14 protein-coding genes and 1 pseudogene are annotated in these 17,322 nt (G+C 41.4%); 9 read left to right on the forward strand and 6 right to left on the reverse strand.

The genetic code is table 11. The features are described 5' to 3' along the window. Positions 1-168: 168 nt before the first annotated feature. The 3 genes from ACN6OV_RS05340 (at position 169) to ACN6OV_RS05350 (ending at position 3,229) form a co-directional block, all read left to right on the forward strand. Positions 169-564 (forward strand): RcnB family protein, encoded by a 396-nt coding sequence (locus tag ACN6OV_RS05340; protein ID WP_427950430.1) that lies wholly within the window; start codon positions 169-171, stop codon positions 562-564. Between the two features lie 132 nt (positions 565-696). Then, positions 697-2,049 (forward strand): amino-acid N-acetyltransferase, encoded by a 1,353-nt coding sequence (argA, locus tag ACN6OV_RS05345; protein WP_427950433.1) that lies wholly within the window; start codon positions 697-699, stop codon positions 2,047-2,049. Positions 2,050-2,584: 535 nt separating this feature from the next. Then, positions 2,585-3,229 (forward strand): TetR family transcriptional regulator C-terminal domain-containing protein, encoded by a 645-nt coding sequence (locus ACN6OV_RS05350; protein ID WP_427950436.1) that lies wholly within the window; start codon positions 2,585-2,587, stop codon positions 3,227-3,229. 64 nt (positions 3,230-3,293) lie between these two features. Here the strand turns inward: ACN6OV_RS05350 and ACN6OV_RS05355 are convergent, their stop codons facing one another. Both ACN6OV_RS05355 and ACN6OV_RS05360 read right to left on the reverse strand, forming a co-directional pair. Continuing rightward, the gene (locus tag ACN6OV_RS05355) at positions 3,294-3,860 is read right to left on the reverse strand and encodes a 5'-nucleosidase (RefSeq protein ID WP_427950438.1); all 567 of its coding nucleotides are present in this window, start codon (positions 3,858-3,860) and stop codon (positions 3,294-3,296) included. 118 nt (positions 3,861-3,978) lie between these two features. Further along, on the reverse strand, positions 3,979-5,109 hold the full coding sequence (locus ACN6OV_RS05360; RefSeq protein ID WP_427950441.1) for a TDT family transporter: 1,131 nt from the start codon (positions 5,107-5,109) through the stop codon (positions 3,979-3,981). Positions 5,110-5,316: 207 nt separating this feature from the next. On the opposite strand from ACN6OV_RS05360, the gene ribF reads away from it, so the two are divergent. The 5 genes from ribF to ACN6OV_RS05385 all read left to right on the forward strand — a co-directional run bounded on the left by ribF (position 5,317) and on the right by ACN6OV_RS05385 (position 10,956). After that, on the forward strand, positions 5,317-6,318 hold the full coding sequence (gene ribF / locus ACN6OV_RS05365) for a bifunctional riboflavin kinase/FAD synthetase (RefSeq protein ID WP_427950444.1): 1,002 nt from the start codon (positions 5,317-5,319) through the stop codon (positions 6,316-6,318). Between the two features lie 63 nt (positions 6,319-6,381). Next, positions 6,382-9,228, forward strand: coding sequence for an isoleucine--tRNA ligase (gene ileS / locus ACN6OV_RS05370; RefSeq protein WP_427950446.1), 2,847 nt, complete (start codon positions 6,382-6,384; stop codon positions 9,226-9,228). Further along, a complete protein-coding gene (gene lspA, locus ACN6OV_RS05375) occupies positions 9,221-9,760 on the forward strand; it encodes a signal peptidase II (protein ID WP_427950449.1) in 540 nt (179 codons plus the stop codon). Before ileS ends, lspA begins: the two co-directional genes overlap by 8 nt. Continuing rightward, a complete protein-coding gene (locus ACN6OV_RS05380) occupies positions 9,753-10,235 on the forward strand; it encodes an FKBP-type peptidyl-prolyl cis-trans isomerase (RefSeq protein ID WP_427950451.1) in 483 nt (160 codons plus the stop codon). Before lspA ends, ACN6OV_RS05380 begins: the two co-directional genes overlap by 8 nt. Positions 10,236-10,413: 178 nt before the next feature. Then, positions 10,414-10,956, forward strand: coding sequence for an NADPH-dependent FMN reductase (locus ACN6OV_RS05385; RefSeq protein ID WP_427950454.1), 543 nt, complete (start codon positions 10,414-10,416; stop codon positions 10,954-10,956). A gap of 277 nt (positions 10,957-11,233) precedes the next feature. On the opposite strand, the pseudogene ACN6OV_RS05390 reads toward ACN6OV_RS05385, so the two are convergent. Both ACN6OV_RS05390 and ACN6OV_RS05395 read right to left on the reverse strand, forming a co-directional pair. Then, a pseudogene (locus ACN6OV_RS05390) lies at positions 11,234-11,723 on the reverse strand (tautomerase family protein). Between the two features lie 228 nt (positions 11,724-11,951). After that, complete coding sequence (locus ACN6OV_RS05395) at positions 11,952-13,115, reverse strand: PQQ-dependent sugar dehydrogenase (RefSeq protein WP_427950457.1); 1,164 nt, start codon at positions 13,113-13,115, stop codon at positions 11,952-11,954. Between the two features lie 451 nt (positions 13,116-13,566). Here ACN6OV_RS05395 and ACN6OV_RS05400 point away from each other — a divergent pair, with 451 nt between their 5' ends. Beyond that, entirely contained in the window at positions 13,567-14,121 is a 555-nt protein-coding gene (locus ACN6OV_RS05400) for a type 1 glutamine amidotransferase domain-containing protein (RefSeq protein ID WP_427950459.1), read from the forward strand. A 61-nt stretch (positions 14,122-14,182) separates the two neighbouring features. Here ACN6OV_RS05400 and ACN6OV_RS05405 read toward each other — a convergent pair whose 3' ends face one another. Next, positions 14,183-14,494, reverse strand: a complete 312-nt coding sequence (locus ACN6OV_RS05405) for an ankyrin repeat domain-containing protein (protein ID WP_427950462.1) — start codon at positions 14,492-14,494, stop codon at positions 14,183-14,185. 823 nt (positions 14,495-15,317) lie between these two features. Next, complete coding sequence (locus ACN6OV_RS05410) at positions 15,318-16,667, reverse strand: aromatic acid/H+ symport family MFS transporter (RefSeq protein ID WP_427950464.1); 1,350 nt, start codon at positions 16,665-16,667, stop codon at positions 15,318-15,320. Positions 16,668-17,322: the final 655 nt, after the last annotated feature.

Consider the following 17,322-nt stretch of genomic DNA (forward strand, 5'->3'; position numbering starts at 1 on the left):
GCTTTGAGCCACAGCCCTTAACTACGCGATGTTTCAGGCAATTTACAGTTCTTCTAATTTCCTCCATACATTTCACAATTCAACTATATTGCCCTCACGCTTTCTCTGAACTTTTTCGCTAATTTTGAATCATTGAAAAACAGATTAAAAAATTGAAAGAGGCACCCCATGAACAAAATTCTATCGACTTTAGTTCTTTCAGTATCGGCTTTAATGGCAACGACCGCAGTTATGGCTGCACCGGACTATCGTCATGATGATCGTCGTTACCATCAAAACTATCAGCATCAAAATCACCAGCATCATGATTCACGCTGGAATGACCATCATCACAATAATAAGTGGGAGAATGACCGTTATAACAAACGTGTAAATCCAAGTCGTGATTGGCGTGTAGGTCAAACCCTTCCACGTGCCTATGACTCTAGCCGCTATAAAGTCAGTGATCGTGAAGCACGCCGTTTACCAAACACAGGACGTTACCAACAGTGGTACAAAATTAATGGGGATTATGTACTGGTAAATGACCGTACCGATCGCATTATTCGTATTCGAAACGGTTAATACTCAACCCCCGCTGAGCACATCCCTTTCCCAACACCTGAACAAGTTCAGGTGTTTTTTTATATTTGCTTTCCGCAGCAAGATTTTTTTGTTTAGAATCAGAAGATCTCCAGCGATTAAACGAGTATAGGCATGCCATCGAATCCATCTGAACCTTCTTCAAGCACAACCTTACAATATGTGCATTGGTTCCGACATTCTGCGCCTTATATCAATGCCCACCGCAACAAAACCTTTGTCATTATGTTTGATGGTGAAGCGCTACAGCATGAAAATTTCCAACACATTATTCATGATATTGCGCTCTTACACTCATTGGGCATTCGTTTAATTTTAGTGCATGGTGCTCGGCCTCAAATTAGCCTAAATCTGCACAATAGCGGTATTCAAACGCCATTTCATCTGCACCGTCGTATCACCACCCGCGAATCTTTACCTGCCGTGATGAATGCCGTAGGGGCGATCCGTTTACAGATTGAAGCGTTGTTGTCGATGGGACTCGCCAACTCCCCAATGTATGGCGCACGCATTGACGTAGTTTCAGGCAATCTCATCACAGCAAAACCGTATGGCATTCGAGATGGAGTCGATTTTCAACTGTCTGGCGAAGTACGTTCCGTCGATCTCGATGCCATTCAGCGCCATTTAGACAGTCACAATATTGTGGTTTTGGGACCAACAGGTTATTCCACGACCGGTGAAGTATTTAACTTATTGGCAGAAGAAGTTGCAACCAAAACGGCGATTAGCTTGAAAGCCGATAAATTGATTTTCTTGGGTAAACAACACGGCCTGAACGACGAACACGGACAGTTACTGCGTGAAATCACCCCGCATCAACTGGATCAGCACATTTTCAAATATCAAGATTCCAATCCAGATATCGCCCTGCATTTACGTGGTGCCAAAAATGCATCGCTACAAGGGGTACATCGGGTACATGTGATTTCGTATGCTTATGATGGCGCTTTGGTCGAAGAGCTATTCACTCGCGATGGTTCAGGTACCATGATTACCGATGCGCATTATGAAGAGGTACGTACCGCGAATATTCAAGATGTTGTGGGCCTGATTAGCTTATTGCGTCCGCTCGAACAAGAAGGAATTTTGGTCTATCGCTCACGTGAACGTCTGGAAAATGAAATTGAACACTTTGCGGTGATTGAACGTGATGGGACGATTTTGGCCTGTGCGGCATTGTATCCAATCCCGGTGACGGGTAATGAAAAACGTTCGGCTGAAATTGCTTGTGTGGCGGTACATCCTAGCTACCGTAAATCGAATCGGGGCAGTCAAATCTTGCATTATCTTGAAGAAAAGGCTCGTGCTTTGGGCATCGAACAATTGTTTATTTTAACCACACGTACAGCACACTGGTTTTTGGAACAAGGATTTGAACAAGTCAGTGTCGATGATCTGCCCAATGCGCGACAAGCACTGTATAACTATCAACGCAATTCTCTGGTCTGCAAAAAGTCACTTTAAACGTGACTTTGAGCTGAATGCATTTATCTTCTAGGAATAAATCACGCCTTAAAAACTCGCTTTTCGAATTGGTGTTTCTATCTCATCCCTCTTAAAAATATACCTTCTTCAAAATACGTTAAAAATAAGTTCCGCTGAAACCTTTTAGGTATTAAAAGTTTCACGTGGAACATCACTTAAAACCACTTCAATTGAAGTTGAACGGCAATCCAATAATTCCTAACCGATTAAAATTTGTGTAGTTTTTTCAATCATATAAAAGTTTAAAGATAGCGCTAAAAAACCCTTTTTATCACCAATTGACAAACTGGGGGCACAATTCATGTTATTTCTTTAGCATGCCTGAACAAAAGTAAGATTGTGCTCAAATCCTGTCTAAAAAGACCATTTAAAATTTAGAGCACTCATCATCACATCATGCGCCTCTGACAGAATAAATTACCATTATTCATAAAATTACAAAGTTTCATTGTGCACAAATCTGATGAATTGCCGTACAATTGAACATTCCCTTTTCATTTTCTAAAAAGAGCAGATGGAACAAAAAAAGAGTACCCAAAAACGCCACCAGTTGCTGAGTGCTGCACTGGATGTCTTTTCCCTATATGGCTTTAATGGTGCCAGTCTGGATGAGATCGCGCAAATTGCAGAAATGCATAAATCCAATATTTTCTATTATTATGAAAATAAGGAAGCCCTTTATGTTGAAGTGCTGACTACGGTATTGCAAAAATGGCTTGCCCCGCTTCAAATGCTTGAAGCTGATCTTGAGCCTGAAGAAGCCATTACCAATTACCTTTTGCAAAAAATTGAGGTATCACGTACTCAACCTAAAGCTTCTCGTTTGTTTGCACTCGAAGTGATTCAAGGTGCACCGCACATTCTCGAGATTCTCAAAGGTCCGCTGAAAAAATTGGTGAAACGCAAAGCCAAAGTGATTAGTAATTGGCAAGAACAAGGCAAAATTTCGAAAGATATTGACCCTGAATTGTTGATTTTAAATATCTGGGCCGTTACTCAGAACTATGCCGATTTTGCAACGCAGATGGAAATGGTAACAGGTAAAACCTTGCGGAACCGCAGCATGCAGCAGCGTATTATCCAACATACTGTGCACATGATGTTGTATGGCGTGATTCCACGTGCCGAACAAGCATCTGAGCAACCAATAGTCGAATAATTCAGGTCACCTTGGCATACGACCATAGCTCCCTATGGTCGCCGACCCGTATTTCCTTCATTAATCATTTTACCGTTTGATATAATTCTAATAATTTTTTTGCACCGAACAATAGATTTTCTTCCCAATCCAGATGTGCAGTGTCATTCGCACCATCGGTGATATATTTCACTGAAACGAAACGGATACCCAGTTTTTTACATACTTTTGCAATTGCATAGCCTTCCATATCAACCAGATGACATGGCACTTTCGGCGCGCCTGTTTCAAAACTATCCCCCGTCCCACAAATTCCTTTGGGTAAATGTACAAACATGCTTTCTGTACTGATCTCAGCTGGATGCTCGATATCCATAGGTGTTACCCCCACCGCAAAACCAAGAGGTGACACGTCCATATCACGTTGCACAAACTGAGAGACTTCGACCAAGGCATGTGCATCAAAATGCGAACTGCCCGCTGTACCTAAATTCAGTAGGGTTTTGCAGCCGGTTTTTTGAATTACTTCAAAGGCTTTAAATGCGGCATTCACTTTGCCAATACCGCTGTAATGTACCTCAATGCCGGCCTGTTCGAATAAGCCTTTGGACTCGCTCGGCAGCGCCATCATTAAGGCAAGTTGATTGTTCATAATGTTACATCAAAAATTTTGTGCTCATTAAAGTGCATAAATGAACAGAGTGCAAATCTGCGCGCTGTTCATTCGGTAATATCAGGTTCTGCGTCTGAAAAATAGGACTTACTTATTCCTATTCGCGTTCCAGAAAGGTTTTCAAACAGGGAGAAAAGAACAGATTACCTCTATACATTCCTTTTAGCGTTCTGCTCATCACCATCGCCCAGAGCATCACCAAAATTGTAGCCAATGCCAAACCAATATTTACAATGAAGCTGATATGCAGCAGATGGCCTGAGTTCAACACTGCCATCGTGAACACCCCCAAAGGGAAAGTCAGCCCCCACCAACCAAGGTTAAAAGGCAAATCGTTGGTCGCATGTTTTAAAGTGGTCAAAACGGCAATAGCAAACCACCATAGGCCAAACCCAAGCAGAATTAAACTTGCGACAATGCCTGCCTGCTGGAAAAACACGCCAAGCTGTTCTAACTGAATAAATGCCAATACCTGTGGCGCTTGTGCACCCAAAACCAGTAATGCCAGCGCGCCTGTGCCAATCGGCCCCAACGCCAGCCAACTACTGATTGCCAATTCTTTGCCGGGCAATTTATGCAAAGCCAAACGCAGCATCAAAATCGTCAGAATACCGAAAGCAGGCAATACAGACATGCCCCACAACATATAGCTGGCCAATAAAATCCTGACCGCATGCTGCCCTGCCTCTAAATGCGCCAACAATAAACCGCCAGAAGTAGCTGTGACCTCGCAGGCCACGATCGGCAGCAACCACATTGCCGTCATGGTCTGTAGTTGATGATCTTGTTTATAGAACATACAAAATGGTACTAAGATACCAATGCCAACAGCCAAAATGGCATCAACCAACCACAAGGTATGTGCGATCTGAATGGCTACATCGCCATACAGTGCAATCCCATATTTTAAAAAGCCATTCAATACCGTCGCCAATCCCATGGGAATTGCGCCTAAAAATAGCGCCATGCTCGGATGGGAAAAAATCTGTTTCGCTTCCTGCGGATACAGCAGCCAGCGCGCAGCATACAGTGTAGAAAAAGCCAAGAAAAGCAGGGTGTTGAAATGCCACAAAGATGCACCGAGTTGCCACAGCAAGGCTTTGGCAAAGGGAAATTCTGGTAAAATCAGGGCCAAAATGCCCGTCCCCATCACTACGGTGAACCAGTTTGGCGTAAAATGACGGATGACATCCTGCTTTTGCGCCAGCTGATAAAACGGCTTTTTCATCACATTCTGCTTATCAAAAAGGAATTCAACCCAATATAAAGCAGTCTCAAAATAAGTAAAACTGATTTATACACGTATCTTATATCAAATATTATGATAATTAAGGTATCAAAAATAAAAATACTGAGTAAAAACACAACAACAAGACGAAACTGTGAGAATATGGCAATATATAGTCCTTAAAATTTTCAACGATTTGATTCGCCCATGAAGCTGCTCCGCCTGAATGCTTTAGCGCCTAATGTCTTACCCCACAAAACTGCCGTAACCATTGGTAATTTTGACGGTGTGCATTTGGGTCATCAGGCCATGATCAAGCAGCTCAAAGCTGTCGCAGAACAACAAAATTTAAAGACCGTGGTGATGATTTTTGAGCCTCAACCGCTTGAATTTTTTAAATCTTATGATGCTCCACCACGTATTTCCTCTTTACGTGAAAAAGTCGAATATTTAACAGAACTTGGTGTGGACTATATCGCTGTTGCGAAATTTGATAATACATTTCGCAGCTTAAGCGCGGAAGATTTCGCACAAATCCTACAAGAAAAACTCAATGCCACAGCTTTAGTCCTCGGTGATGATTTCCACTTTGGTAAAAACCGTCAGGGTAATAGCGAGTTTTTAACAAACTACGGTTTTCACGTGACCAATTTGGGCACCATTGAATTAAATGGTGAACGTGTCAGTTCAACCCGTATTCGTCAAACGCTGCAAGCGGGCGACTTGGCCTTAGCAGCAAAATTATTGGGTCGTCCGTATAGCATTACTGGACGGGTGCAATACGGTGATCAAATTGGCCGTACCATTAATTTCCCAACCATTAATGTACGTTTAAACCGTCATAAACCATGTTTAAATGGTATTTATGCCGTCGAGGTGGTCTGCGAGACCCTTTCACTCCAAGATAAAGTAAAGTCCGAGCATCCTGAGAAAATTGGGATCGCCGGTTATGCCCCAACCGCGCTGTTTGGCGCAGGTCATGTCGGCACACGTCCAGCCATTAAACAGACTCATCCAGAGTGGCGATTAGAAGTACATTTCCCGAATGTTTCTGCTAATCTGTATGGCCTATTAATGCGGGTGACGTTCTTGAACTTTTTACATGGCGAAAAGAACTATCCTTCGCTTGAAGCACTAAAAGCTGGAATTGATCGTGATGTAGAAGAACTCCTTGAGTTTCGACACAACAACCCTCATTTTCCGTTTTAATCCCCTATTATTTAATGTAAAACGCGTCAGTCGATCGGCTGATAAATTTGGAAGACAACTTGCATGAGCGATAAGCAAACTCCTGAAAATGCAGTGGATTATAAAGCCACGCTAAACCTCCCAGGTACTGAATTTGCAATGAAAGCAAATTTGGCAGTACGTGAAGCAAAATGGTTAGAAGAGTGGTATGCCGACAACATTTATCAGCAGATTCGTGCATCGCGTATAGGCAAGAAAAAATATGTGCTTCATGACGGCCCTCCGTATGCCAATGGTCAAATTCACTTGGGTCATGCCGTCAACAAAGTCCTGAAAGACATCATCATCAAAAGCCGTGTCATGGATGGCTTTGATGCACCGTATGTACCGGGCTGGGACTGTCACGGTCTGCCAATTGAACTTAAAGTCGAAGAAAAAGTCGGTAAAGTCGGCGTAAAAGTCGACGCTTCAACCTTCCGTAAAGCTTGCCGTGAATATGCCTACACGCAAGTTGAATTACAGAAAAAAGACTTTGTGCGTATGGGCGTGTTCGGGGATTGGGATCATCCTTACCTGACCATGAACTTCAAGCAAGAAGCCGACATCGTGCGCTCGCTCGGTGCAATTGCCAAAGCTGGTCATATTGAACCAGGCCTAAAACCAGTGAACTGGTGTTTAGACTGTGGTTCAGCATTGGCTGAAGCAGAAGTTGAATACGAAGATAAAAAATCAGATGCCATTGATGTCGGTTTCAGTGTTGTTGATTTGGCAGATTTATCTGCACGTCTAGGTGTAACCGTTACCGATTCAACTGATATCGTGATCTGGACTACCACACCGTGGACTATACCTGCCAACCAAGCGGTTGCGCTGCATGCTGAAATTGAATATCAATTGATCAAAGCACGTGGTGAAGAAAAAGAAACACAAAACTTCATCTTAGCCAAAGACTTGGTTGAATCTGCAACAGAACGTTATGGCTTCACGACCGTTGAAGTGCTTGCCGATTTTGTAGGTAGCAAACTTGAAAATCTACAATTACAACACCCACTAATTTCTGAACGCCAAGTCCCAGTGATTTTGGGTGAACATGTAATCGCAACCAGTGGTACGGGTGCAGTACATACAGCGCCTGGCCACGGTGTGGACGACTATAAAGTGGGCTTACAATACAACTTAAAAGTTGACAACCCTGTCGGTGGTAACGGGGTATATTTACCAACTGCACCGATCTTTGCCGGCGAGCACATTTACAAAGCCAATCCAAAAATTATTGCAGCCTTGTCTGAAAGTAATAAGCTTTGGGCACATGTGCCAATCAAGCATAGCTACCCGCACTGCTGGCGCCATAAAACCCCAATTATCTTCCGTGCAACTCCACAATGGTTCATCAGCATGGATGCCAAAGGTTTACGCCAAGGGGCATTGAACGCAATTGAAAATGACATCAACTTCGTACCAGATTGGGGTAAAAACCGTATCCAAGCGATGATTGAAGGTCGTCCAGACTGGTGTATTTCACGTCAACGTACTTGGGGTGTGCCAATTCCATTCTTCGTGCATAAAGATACCAACGAATTGCACCCACGTACCCCTGAATTGATCGAAGAAGTGGCGAAGTTAATTGAACAAGAAGGTATTGATGGTTGGTATAACCGTGATGCATCTGAGTTTATCGGTGCAGATGCTGAACAATATAACGCGGTGCGCGATACGCTAGACGTATGGTTCGACTCAGGTACAACGCATTATGCAGTACTGCGTGAACGTGAAGAACTGACTGATCCTGCGGATTTGTACCTTGAAGGTTCAGACCAACACCGTGGTTGGTTCCAGTCGTCATTATTGACGTCTATTGCCATCAATGAGCGCGCACCGTATAAAGGTTTATTGACGCACGGCTTCGTAGTGGATGAAAAAGGCCGCAAAATGTCGAAGTCGATCGGTAACGTGATCACGCCACAAGACATCATCAAAGACATGGGTGCAGATGGCCTGCGTTTTTGGATCGCGTCTGCAGACTACCGTTATGAAATGACTGCGGGTAAAGAAATCTTTAGCCGTGCATCCGATGGTTACCGCCGTATCCGTAACACATTGCGTTTCTTGTTGGCTAACTTAAATGGTTTCAAACCATCTACTGATGCCTTGCCTGTCGATCAATTGATCGCGCTTGATCAATACATTTTGCAACGTGCTGCGGAAGTACAAAAAACTGTTCAACAAGCTTATGAAGATATGAACTTCCATATCGTGACTAGCGCATTGACCAACTTCTGTATTAATGACTTAGGTGGTTTCTATCTCGACATCATTAAAGACCGTCAGTACACCACCAAAGCAGATTCTCAAGCACGTCATTCTGCACAAACTGCCTTGTATCACTTGGTACAAGCCTTTGTTCGTTGGATGGCACCAATCTTGACCTTTACTGCGCAAGAAGCTTGGCCACTGATTCCTGAACAATCAGAGAAATACGTGTTCACTACAGAATGGTATGACATTCCTGTGGCATCAACGGCAAATCTGATTTCAGAAGAACAATGGCAGACTTTAATTGCAGTGAAATCAGCGGTGAATAAACACATTGAAGCGGTGCGTAATGCCAAATTGGTCGGTTCTAACCTATCTGCCAAAGTTGAACTGTGGGCCAATGCTGAACTTCAAGCTGTGCTGGATACCTTAGGTGACGAACTACGTTTCGTTCTGATCACATCTCAAGTGATTGTTCATGCCTTTGATGAAGCACAAGGTGAAGCCTCTGACCTTGAAGGTTTACGTGTGAAGGTATCGGCTGCAGATGGTGAAAAATGTGCACGCTGCTGGCATGTGTTGCCGGATGTAAATACACATCACGAACATCCGGGTCTTTGTTCTCGTTGTATTATTAACCTTCCTACAGGTCAAGGCGAAGAGAGAAAATATGCCTAATCCACAAGAAAAAAAGGGCTTCTTTCAATTCTACCCACACAATTTGGTGTGGGTGGGTTTATCCATTGTTGCGATTATTCTGGATCAATGGACCAAATGGATTGCAAGTACACATCTGAACTATGCAGACCCTGTACCTGTACTGCCCTTTTTAAATTGGACATTACTGCATAACTATGGCGCAGCCTTTAGTTTCTTGTCCGATGCCGGTGGATGGCAACGTTATTTCTTTACTTCACTGGCAGGTCTGGTGTCTGTAGTCTTTGTATTTTGGCTGATGCGTATGCCAAAAAGCCTGAAAATTTTACCACTTGCTATTGCACTCATTTTGGGCGGGGCCATTGGTAATCTAATTGACCGCGTTAGCCTCGGCTATGTGGTGGATTTTATTCACGTGTATTACAACAACAGCCACTTCCCTGCTTTTAATATTGCAGATAGTGCCATTACCCTAGGCACCATCTTGCTTCTTATCGATACGTTTTTCTTAGAAAAACAACGAATTCAGCGTGCGGAAGCGAAAAATGACTGATTTTATCAATCCAAACGAGGAAACTCGTATTGAAGCGGGCTCACAAGTTGCGCTTCACTTTTCTGTCGCTATTGAAGATGGCGTAGAAATTGACAATACCCGTAACCGTGAAGAACCGGTTAGCCTCGTCATCGGTGATGGCAGCCTATTGCCCGGTTTTGAAAAAGCCCTGTTTGGTCTACGTGCTGGTGACCGCCGTACCGTGAGCCTTCCTCCTGAAGATGCTTTCGGTCCGTGGAACCCTGAAAATGTGCAGAAATTTGACACGGTTAAATTTGATCCCGCACCCGTTGTTGGTCACATGATCGAATTTGAAGATAAAGCTAAACAAAGCTTATTCGGCGTAATCAAAACCGTAGGGGAAGACATTACCGAAGTGGACTTTAACCATCCACTGGCAGGTAAAAACATTACTTTTGAAGTGGAAATCTTCAAAGTTACCCCTGCAGGTCAGCAAGGGGTAAAACTGATGTAATCGACTCTCGTCGATTTAAAAAAAGCGTCTTCAGACGCTTTTTTGATGGCAAAAATTTAGTTTTTACCCTGCTTTTTCTATCTCATAAATATGCATTTTAAAGATACATAATCGTTATATTCAAGTACTTATTTTCCGATTAAGTTAATTAAACACTAATAACAAGACGTGAAATGATATGAAACTTCAGATTATTGTGGGAAGCGTTCGTGAAGGTCGTACGGCCATTAAAGTGGCTCATTGGCTCCTGTCAGAAATTCAAAGCTATGGCTACAGCACAATAGAGACGGAAATTGTTGATTTAAAAGAATGGGATTTACCAATTTTTGCCGGTGCCCACCCTCCATTAACGGGCATTTATGATCAACCGAAACAACAAGCTTGGGCCGACAAAATTGCTTCGGGTGATGCCTTTATTTTTATCAGCCCTGAATACAACCATGGCTATAGTCCGGCCTTAAAAAATGCCTTTGATTATGTTGGTAAAGAATGGTCAGGTAAACCTGCTGCCTACGTCAGCTATGGTTCGACCAATGGTTCACGTTCAATCGATCAAATTCGTCAAGTGGGCACACAATTGGGGCTGGTCGATACCAATTCGATCATTGAAATTCGTGAAATTGCTGCCCGCAATAAAGGTGATACCTTTGAACCCAATGAGTTTGACAGTAAAGCCTTGAAGGCCGCTTTCAAGAAACTCCTACAATATGTCAGTAGCTAATCGGATTTAACATTAATTACTTTGTACGCTCAAGCGTACATCATGTTCAGTAAATTGCGGCTAGGCAGCACCCCCTATCCATCTTATAGTGAGTCCATACAGAGACAGGATGTCACTGAACATAAAACAACAATGATAAGACGATGAGCAGGAAGCTTAATGGTACGACAGGAGTTATACCGCTAGAAAGAATCCGAAAAAGCCCTAACAGGATGTTGGGGCTTTTTTCGTTTTGGGTATTTTTTCTCATCTACAGATATCTAAACACGAAATACCATTAAACATTCACTTTAAAACCCAAATCTACATCGCACGCAGCTTGCCCACCACAAATGCCCCAATTTTCTAATAGACTTTCACGCAGCGTAATTAAAATATGATCTTCTGGAATACCAAAAGCCACCAAGTTTTTCACCAGCTGTTGATATAGCTAAATTCTAAAAATATCAGTACGTAAAAATACCTGTAAAGTTTCATTCTTTAAGGTCTTTGGTGTACTGAAGAGTTAAGTAATCAGCTATATAACTTACGCTTGGTTTCAAGCGTCCGGCCAGAGAAACAATCTATCGTAATATGAGTAAACCGCTCGGGCTGAATTAAGTAATCGAACACCTGAAAATGCGTGGGTGCATGCACCTGCAAGCGGATATTTCGGTCATATGGCGGAAGTTCGAAGCTCTGTTTGTAGCGCCAAATATAGTATTCATCAACTGCTGTTCTTGTGCTGCTGAGTACTGCATTTGGATATCAATTTGTGTTGCAGGCATAACGTTTGTCCTTGGTTATTGTTATTTTTAGTGTATTGCCTCAATCATGATAAAAATTTTGTAGCATCCTACTGTAAGCAATTCACGACAAAAGCTGTCGAATTTACACCTATCCCGACCAAATGAAGCATACCGAGACAGGCTGTTTGCAATACAAATACATCATACTCAACAGTAGGAACACTCAATAGAACAGGAACATATGTTTATATTTGAGTTTTTTAGCCGCTATTTGGGCTGAATTTGAAATAGCCACGCTTTGGGACCATCTTCAATACCCCAAATACTGCCATCTTGAGCTTCGATCAATCCTCGAATACGTTGTGGCATCGCAATTCGCTGAATTTCTTTTGCAGGCTTGGCTTCAGTATCGACAATCACAATCGCTTGCGATGACAAACCACTAATCAAGGCTTTATTTTTCCATGCAGGAAATTTTTGCCCTTGGTAAAAGATTAAACTGGAAGGAGAAATCACTGGTGTCCAGCTAATCACAGGAGCTTCAAATTCAGGACGGGTATGATGATCAGGAATGGGCTTGCCACTATAGTGATCACCATTTGAAACAATGGGATAACCATAGTTTTTGCCGCGTTGTATAAGGTTCAACTCATCACCACCTTTCGGGCCCATTTCCGCCACCCAAAGTTGCTGCTTTGCGTCAAATGCCATACCCAATGGATTACGATGTCCTAAACTCCAGACTTGCTGTGCAACCTTGCCCTGTGTTTGAAAAGGATTATCTGCGGGTGCTGAACCATCTGCATTTAAGCGTAATACCTTGCCCAAATTTGACTGCATATCTTGTGCAGGGTCAAATTTTTGCCGCTCTCCAGAACTAATCCAAAGTTTTCCATCCGGCCCAAACCGCATCCGGTGCGCATAATGCCCCTGTCCTTCCACTTTAGGAACTTGTTTCCATATAATTTGCCCCTGTTCCAAGCTCGAATTAGCGTTCTGCACATTTAAGCTGGCTTTTTCAATCACTGCGCCATAACCACCCTGTCCCGCTTCGGCATAGCTGAGGTAGATCTGCTGATTTTTTGAAAATTGTGGATCGAGAAGGATATCGCCCAAGCCACCTTGCCCACCATAAGCGACTTTAGGAACGCCACTGACCTGAATTTTTTGCTGTGTTTTGGGGTTAAAAATAATCAACTGACCTTGCTTTTCAGTCAGAATCAAGCGCCCATCGGGTAGCTGTTGTATGGCCCAAGGTTGATTAAATTGTGCAATTTTATGGATTTTAAAGGCCTGATCATTGCTTACTTTTGCGCTACTTTTCTGTGTGCTCTCTTGTACTGTAGGTGGGTTTTCAGCTTGGCAAGCACTGATACCAACAAGCCCGATCAAAATTGCGGTCGTTCGTAAAGAAATACTGATTTTTCTCATATTATTTCTCTCAATAGCTTTATAATGGTTGGATTCTAATGACTAAATAATATGCAAAGGACATTTATTCGTAACAGGATAATTTTGTAAGAAATAGCTTACATGAGATGCAGATTTTAGCGGCTTTTCAGTTCAGGCAAATACACTTAATCTATAGTTATCAGGAGACAGGAAGTTTCCGAAACACAAAACAAAAATTATAAGTTTCTGCATCAGGATGTGAGATATGACAAGGAGTTATATCTAAAATACGAAATACGAAGAAAACCTCGACAGGATGTCGGGGTTTTCTTTTTTCTGCCTATTTATTTTTGAGTGACGCTGCTGGGTTTTTATTATATCGGCTCAGCCTCACTGTCAAAACTTCTTACAGATTCCTGCGAAATCACTACATACCGCTATGCGCTAGCGCGTTAGTTTGATAGATAGTCCTCATTACAAGGAATCTGTCATGACGTTAAAAGCTTTAGTGATCACTTCAAATGTCGGTGTCGAGCATGATGAACTGACCCAACCTTTAGATTTTTTAAATGCTAAAGGTATTGAAGCCATACATGCCGCTATCGAACATTCGGCGGTACAGACCGTCAAAGCTGACAAAACTTTGTCTGCTGAAGTTCAACCGAATGCCCAGATTCGTCATGTCAATGTTGAAGATTATGATGTTTTGGTCATTCCCGGTGGCAAAGTCAATGCAGAGCATTTACGAATGGATGAAGATGCGCTACGACTCATTCAAAGCTTTGCAGACCATCAAAAACCGATTGCAGCGATTTGCCATGGTCCTTGGGTATTGATTAATGCAGAACGAATTCGAGATAAAACCCTAACATCGTATAAAAGTATTCGCTTAGATTTGGAACATGCAGGTGCACATTGGGTCGATGAGCAAGTTCATCGTTGTCATGCTGGCGGCTGGGTATTGATTACTTCACGCGATCCGGATGACCTTCTAGCGTTTAATCAAGCAATTCAACAGGAACTTGAACAGCGACATTCAAGCTAAAATTAAAATACCCACATATTGGATGCAGGTATTTTATAGAGTTGTTTTATATATTTGCGACTTACAGGCTTTTTAAATACGCCACCACATCATCATTGCCTGCCATTTCTGCCAGTTCTAAAGCCCTGTATTGGGTTTTATGCTGCACATCTGCACCTTTCTCTACCAGCAATTTTACTACGTCCAAATAACCGTTTTCTGCGGCTGCATGCAGTGCGCTGTAACCTTCTTCATCGGCAGAGTTTACATCTGTGCCATTGGCTAAAGCCTTTTCGACTTCAGCCAGTTCGCCTAAAGATGCCCAATACACCAGTTCAGGCAAATGCAGTTCTTCATCATCTTCAGGGATTGGGGAGAATGAGTTGAGTTTCATAAAACAACCTATCTAAAACTATTTAACTTGTAGGACTCTAACACCATTGCAATGAATATTAATTAAACTTTGTGCTAAAGCTAACATTTCTATATCTAAAGCATTCCAAATATATTTATTTTCTTTTGGTAAAACTAATAATTTTCTGCCATTTATGTATTTATCTAAATCAACAACTTCAATGACATCTGTTTCATAAGAATTACCTAAAATAAAATACTCAGCGGCTTCTGCTAAAGACTCCTGCCACGGTTCATTTCTCTTGAAATCTAAGTGTACTCCACCATATTTATTGCAATAAAATTTAATAATTTGCTCTACATTAAACTTATGTTTTTTATAAAATATTTTATTCAGTTTTAATAGTTTAGATGGTTTAAAAAATTCAATATTAGTTTCAACACTACTTAGTCTAGAAGATCCTTCCTATTCCTTATTTGAAAAATAAATAGACCTAAGGAATTCACCCTCAAGATAAATACCACCAGTAATAAAAAAATTAATATCTTCACCAATTTCATTAAAAATTTCAGAACTATCGTAAGATGGTAAAGTTATTTCACATTCAATATTCTTAGCTAAAATATTGAAATGATTTTCAAATAACCATTTTCTTATAATAGGTGCTGCTATTGCTCTAACATGTCTAGGAGGGAGAGTCTCCTCTTATTAATAATTCATGCAATGTTAATATATCTTCTTCTAAATGCTACTGAATATTTATTGCCATAGTATCTTTTTGAAAAATTTAATAAATATATACCTCATTAATACCATATAAAGAAGCCCCCTTTCGGAGGCTTCTTTTTTAAGGATTCAACACTTAAGCTTTTGCAGCAGATGCTTCTGCAACATCAATTTTATCGCTGTCACTATCATGCATAATCAACGCAACCGCGATTGCAGTAATCAGCACAGGTAGACCTACCGCCATAAAGTTGAAATGTGCAGGTAAGTTCATACCCAGCAACCCACCAATCAAAATCGGTCCTACAATCGCGCCCATACGTCCAATGGCAGATGACCAGCCAATGCCTGTCGAACGCACTGCAAGTGGGTAGAACTGCGCTACATAGCTATACAGCAGCATTTGCGAACCAATTGACGCAGCACCCGCCAAGAACACTAAAATATATAGCAAGAATTGATTGGATTGGAAGCCCATCAAGCTCATCACAATCGCGCCCATCATACCCAAAACCATCAATACAGGTTTTAAATGGAAACGGTCAGCCAAAATACCACCACCGACAATACCCACTACAGCGCCAACGTTCATTACCATCATGAACATCAAGCTATTATCCATTGAATAGCCCGCAGCCATCATTAACTTAGGTAACCAGCTGCTCAAGGCATACATGGTCAGCAAGCAGGTGAAGAACGCGATCCAAAACAGTAATGTATTCACCGCACGACCACGACGAAACAAACTTACTACGTTTGCCGCTTCAGGTACATTTTCTTGCGGTAAGGTAAATACAGTCGATTCCGTCACTTTTACATTTGGAGCAAGGCGACGCACAATCCCGCGCGCTTTTTCCTGTTTATTTTCTTTCACCATAAATGCCAAAGATTCGGGTAAAAACTTCCAAATCACAGGAAGTAAAAATAGTGGAATCCCTGCAATAAAGAACATAATTTGCCAACCAAAATCAGGCGTAAACCATGAACCTAATAAAGCAGCCATCACACCGCCAACCGCATAGCCACTAAACATGGTTGTTACCAATGTGCTACGCATCTTCTGCGGTGCATATTCAGAGGTTAAAGCCACAAGGTTAGGCATTACCCCACCAATTCCTAAACCTGCCAAGAAACGCAAAATACCAAATTCTGTTGGGTTTGATGCAAAACCACCAGCGAAGGTCAAACCACTAAATAATACAATACAGATCATAATGACTTTTTTACGGCCAATTTTATCTGCTAAAGAACCAAAGAACATCGCGCCGAACATCATGCCCGCAAGCGCTGTACTCGCAAGCATTCCCGCTTGCATCGCAGTTAAGCCCCAATCTTGCATGAGTAAAGGCAAGACCACGCCATTAATCGCTAAATCGTAGCCATCAAATAAGATAATCAATAAACACCAAGCCACTACATTGAAGTGAAACGGGGTAAATTTAGCCTTATCGACTACAGAATTAATGTCTATTTTTTCCGTTGTCATCGTTCTCATCTCCCATGAGTACTTGTCCATAACATTGATTGAATATTTAAGTAAAATTCAACAGGCACGGAATATACGGAAGTCAGATTTCAAGCGATATTAGACGTATGTTTAATAACATAGCTGTATTATAAATATATGTTAATTATATTATTTTTCATATTTTTAAAATAATTATTACATATTCTCAATATATGATTTTTATACTATTCTTTTAAAGGTAAAGCTATTTTATATCGATGATAATTATTTGATTGTTTCGTATAACTTTAAAATAATACCGGATTATTTATTTAAATTAATTTTTCCTAAAAAATCAAATGTCTAAAAAATAAGCTTTTATTTTAATTAAATACAGATTTAATTCACTCTAACCAAGCCAGAATTTTAAAAATTAAGATATATGATAAATAAGATCCCATTTAGGTTTTATCAAATCAGTTAAAAGATGACTAAAAATATTCTAAATGCTCTTAAATACATGCATTTTTCTTATTTTCATTCTAATAATTTTAATTTTCTTTTTTTCTTATTTCCCCACATAAAAAAATCCCCCTGCTCGCTTTGAGTCAGGGGGATTTTGAATAATGAGCTGGCGATGACTTACTCTCACATGGGTAACCCCACACTACCATCAGCGCAAAGAGGTTTCACT

It is taken from the genome of Acinetobacter sp., assembly GCF_050285345.1.
In the GTDB taxonomy this organism is placed as follows: Bacteria; Pseudomonadota; Gammaproteobacteria; order Pseudomonadales; family Moraxellaceae; genus Acinetobacter.

What these genes read in the sequence shown, in the direction of transcription:
- lspA (WP_427950449.1), top strand. Translation starts at nt 9,221, where the DNA reads ATGCCTAATCCACAAGAAAAAAAGGGCTTCTTTCAATTCTACCCACAC.
- ACN6OV_RS05405 (WP_427950462.1), bottom strand. Translation starts at nt 14,494, where the DNA reads ATGAAACTCAACTCATTCTCCCCAATCCCTGAAGATGATGAAGAACTG.
- ACN6OV_RS05400 (WP_427950459.1), top strand. Translation starts at nt 13,567, where the DNA reads ATGACGTTAAAAGCTTTAGTGATCACTTCAAATGTCGGTGTCGAGCAT.
- ACN6OV_RS05410 (WP_427950464.1), bottom strand. Translation starts at nt 16,667, where the DNA reads ATGACAACGGAAAAAATAGACATTAATTCTGTAGTCGATAAGGCTAAA.
- ileS (WP_427950446.1), top strand. Translation starts at nt 6,382, where the DNA reads ATGAGCGATAAGCAAACTCCTGAAAATGCAGTGGATTATAAAGCCACG.
- ACN6OV_RS05355 (WP_427950438.1), bottom strand. Translation starts at nt 3,860, where the DNA reads ATGAACAATCAACTTGCCTTAATGATGGCGCTGCCGAGCGAGTCCAAA.
- ACN6OV_RS05360 (WP_427950441.1), bottom strand. Translation starts at nt 5,109, where the DNA reads ATGAAAAAGCCGTTTTATCAGCTGGCGCAAAAGCAGGATGTCATCCGT.
- ACN6OV_RS05395 (WP_427950457.1), bottom strand. Translation starts at nt 13,115, where the DNA reads ATGAGAAAAATCAGTATTTCTTTACGAACGACCGCAATTTTGATCGGG.
- ACN6OV_RS05385 (WP_427950454.1), top strand. Translation starts at nt 10,414, where the DNA reads ATGAAACTTCAGATTATTGTGGGAAGCGTTCGTGAAGGTCGTACGGCC.
- ribF (WP_427950444.1), top strand. Translation starts at nt 5,317, where the DNA reads ATGAAGCTGCTCCGCCTGAATGCTTTAGCGCCTAATGTCTTACCCCAC.
- ACN6OV_RS05340 (WP_427950430.1), top strand. Translation starts at nt 169, where the DNA reads ATGAACAAAATTCTATCGACTTTAGTTCTTTCAGTATCGGCTTTAATG.
- ACN6OV_RS05350 (WP_427950436.1), top strand. Translation starts at nt 2,585, where the DNA reads ATGGAACAAAAAAAGAGTACCCAAAAACGCCACCAGTTGCTGAGTGCT.
- argA (WP_427950433.1), top strand. Translation starts at nt 697, where the DNA reads ATGCCATCGAATCCATCTGAACCTTCTTCAAGCACAACCTTACAATAT.
- ACN6OV_RS05380 (WP_427950451.1), top strand. Translation starts at nt 9,753, where the DNA reads ATGACTGATTTTATCAATCCAAACGAGGAAACTCGTATTGAAGCGGGC.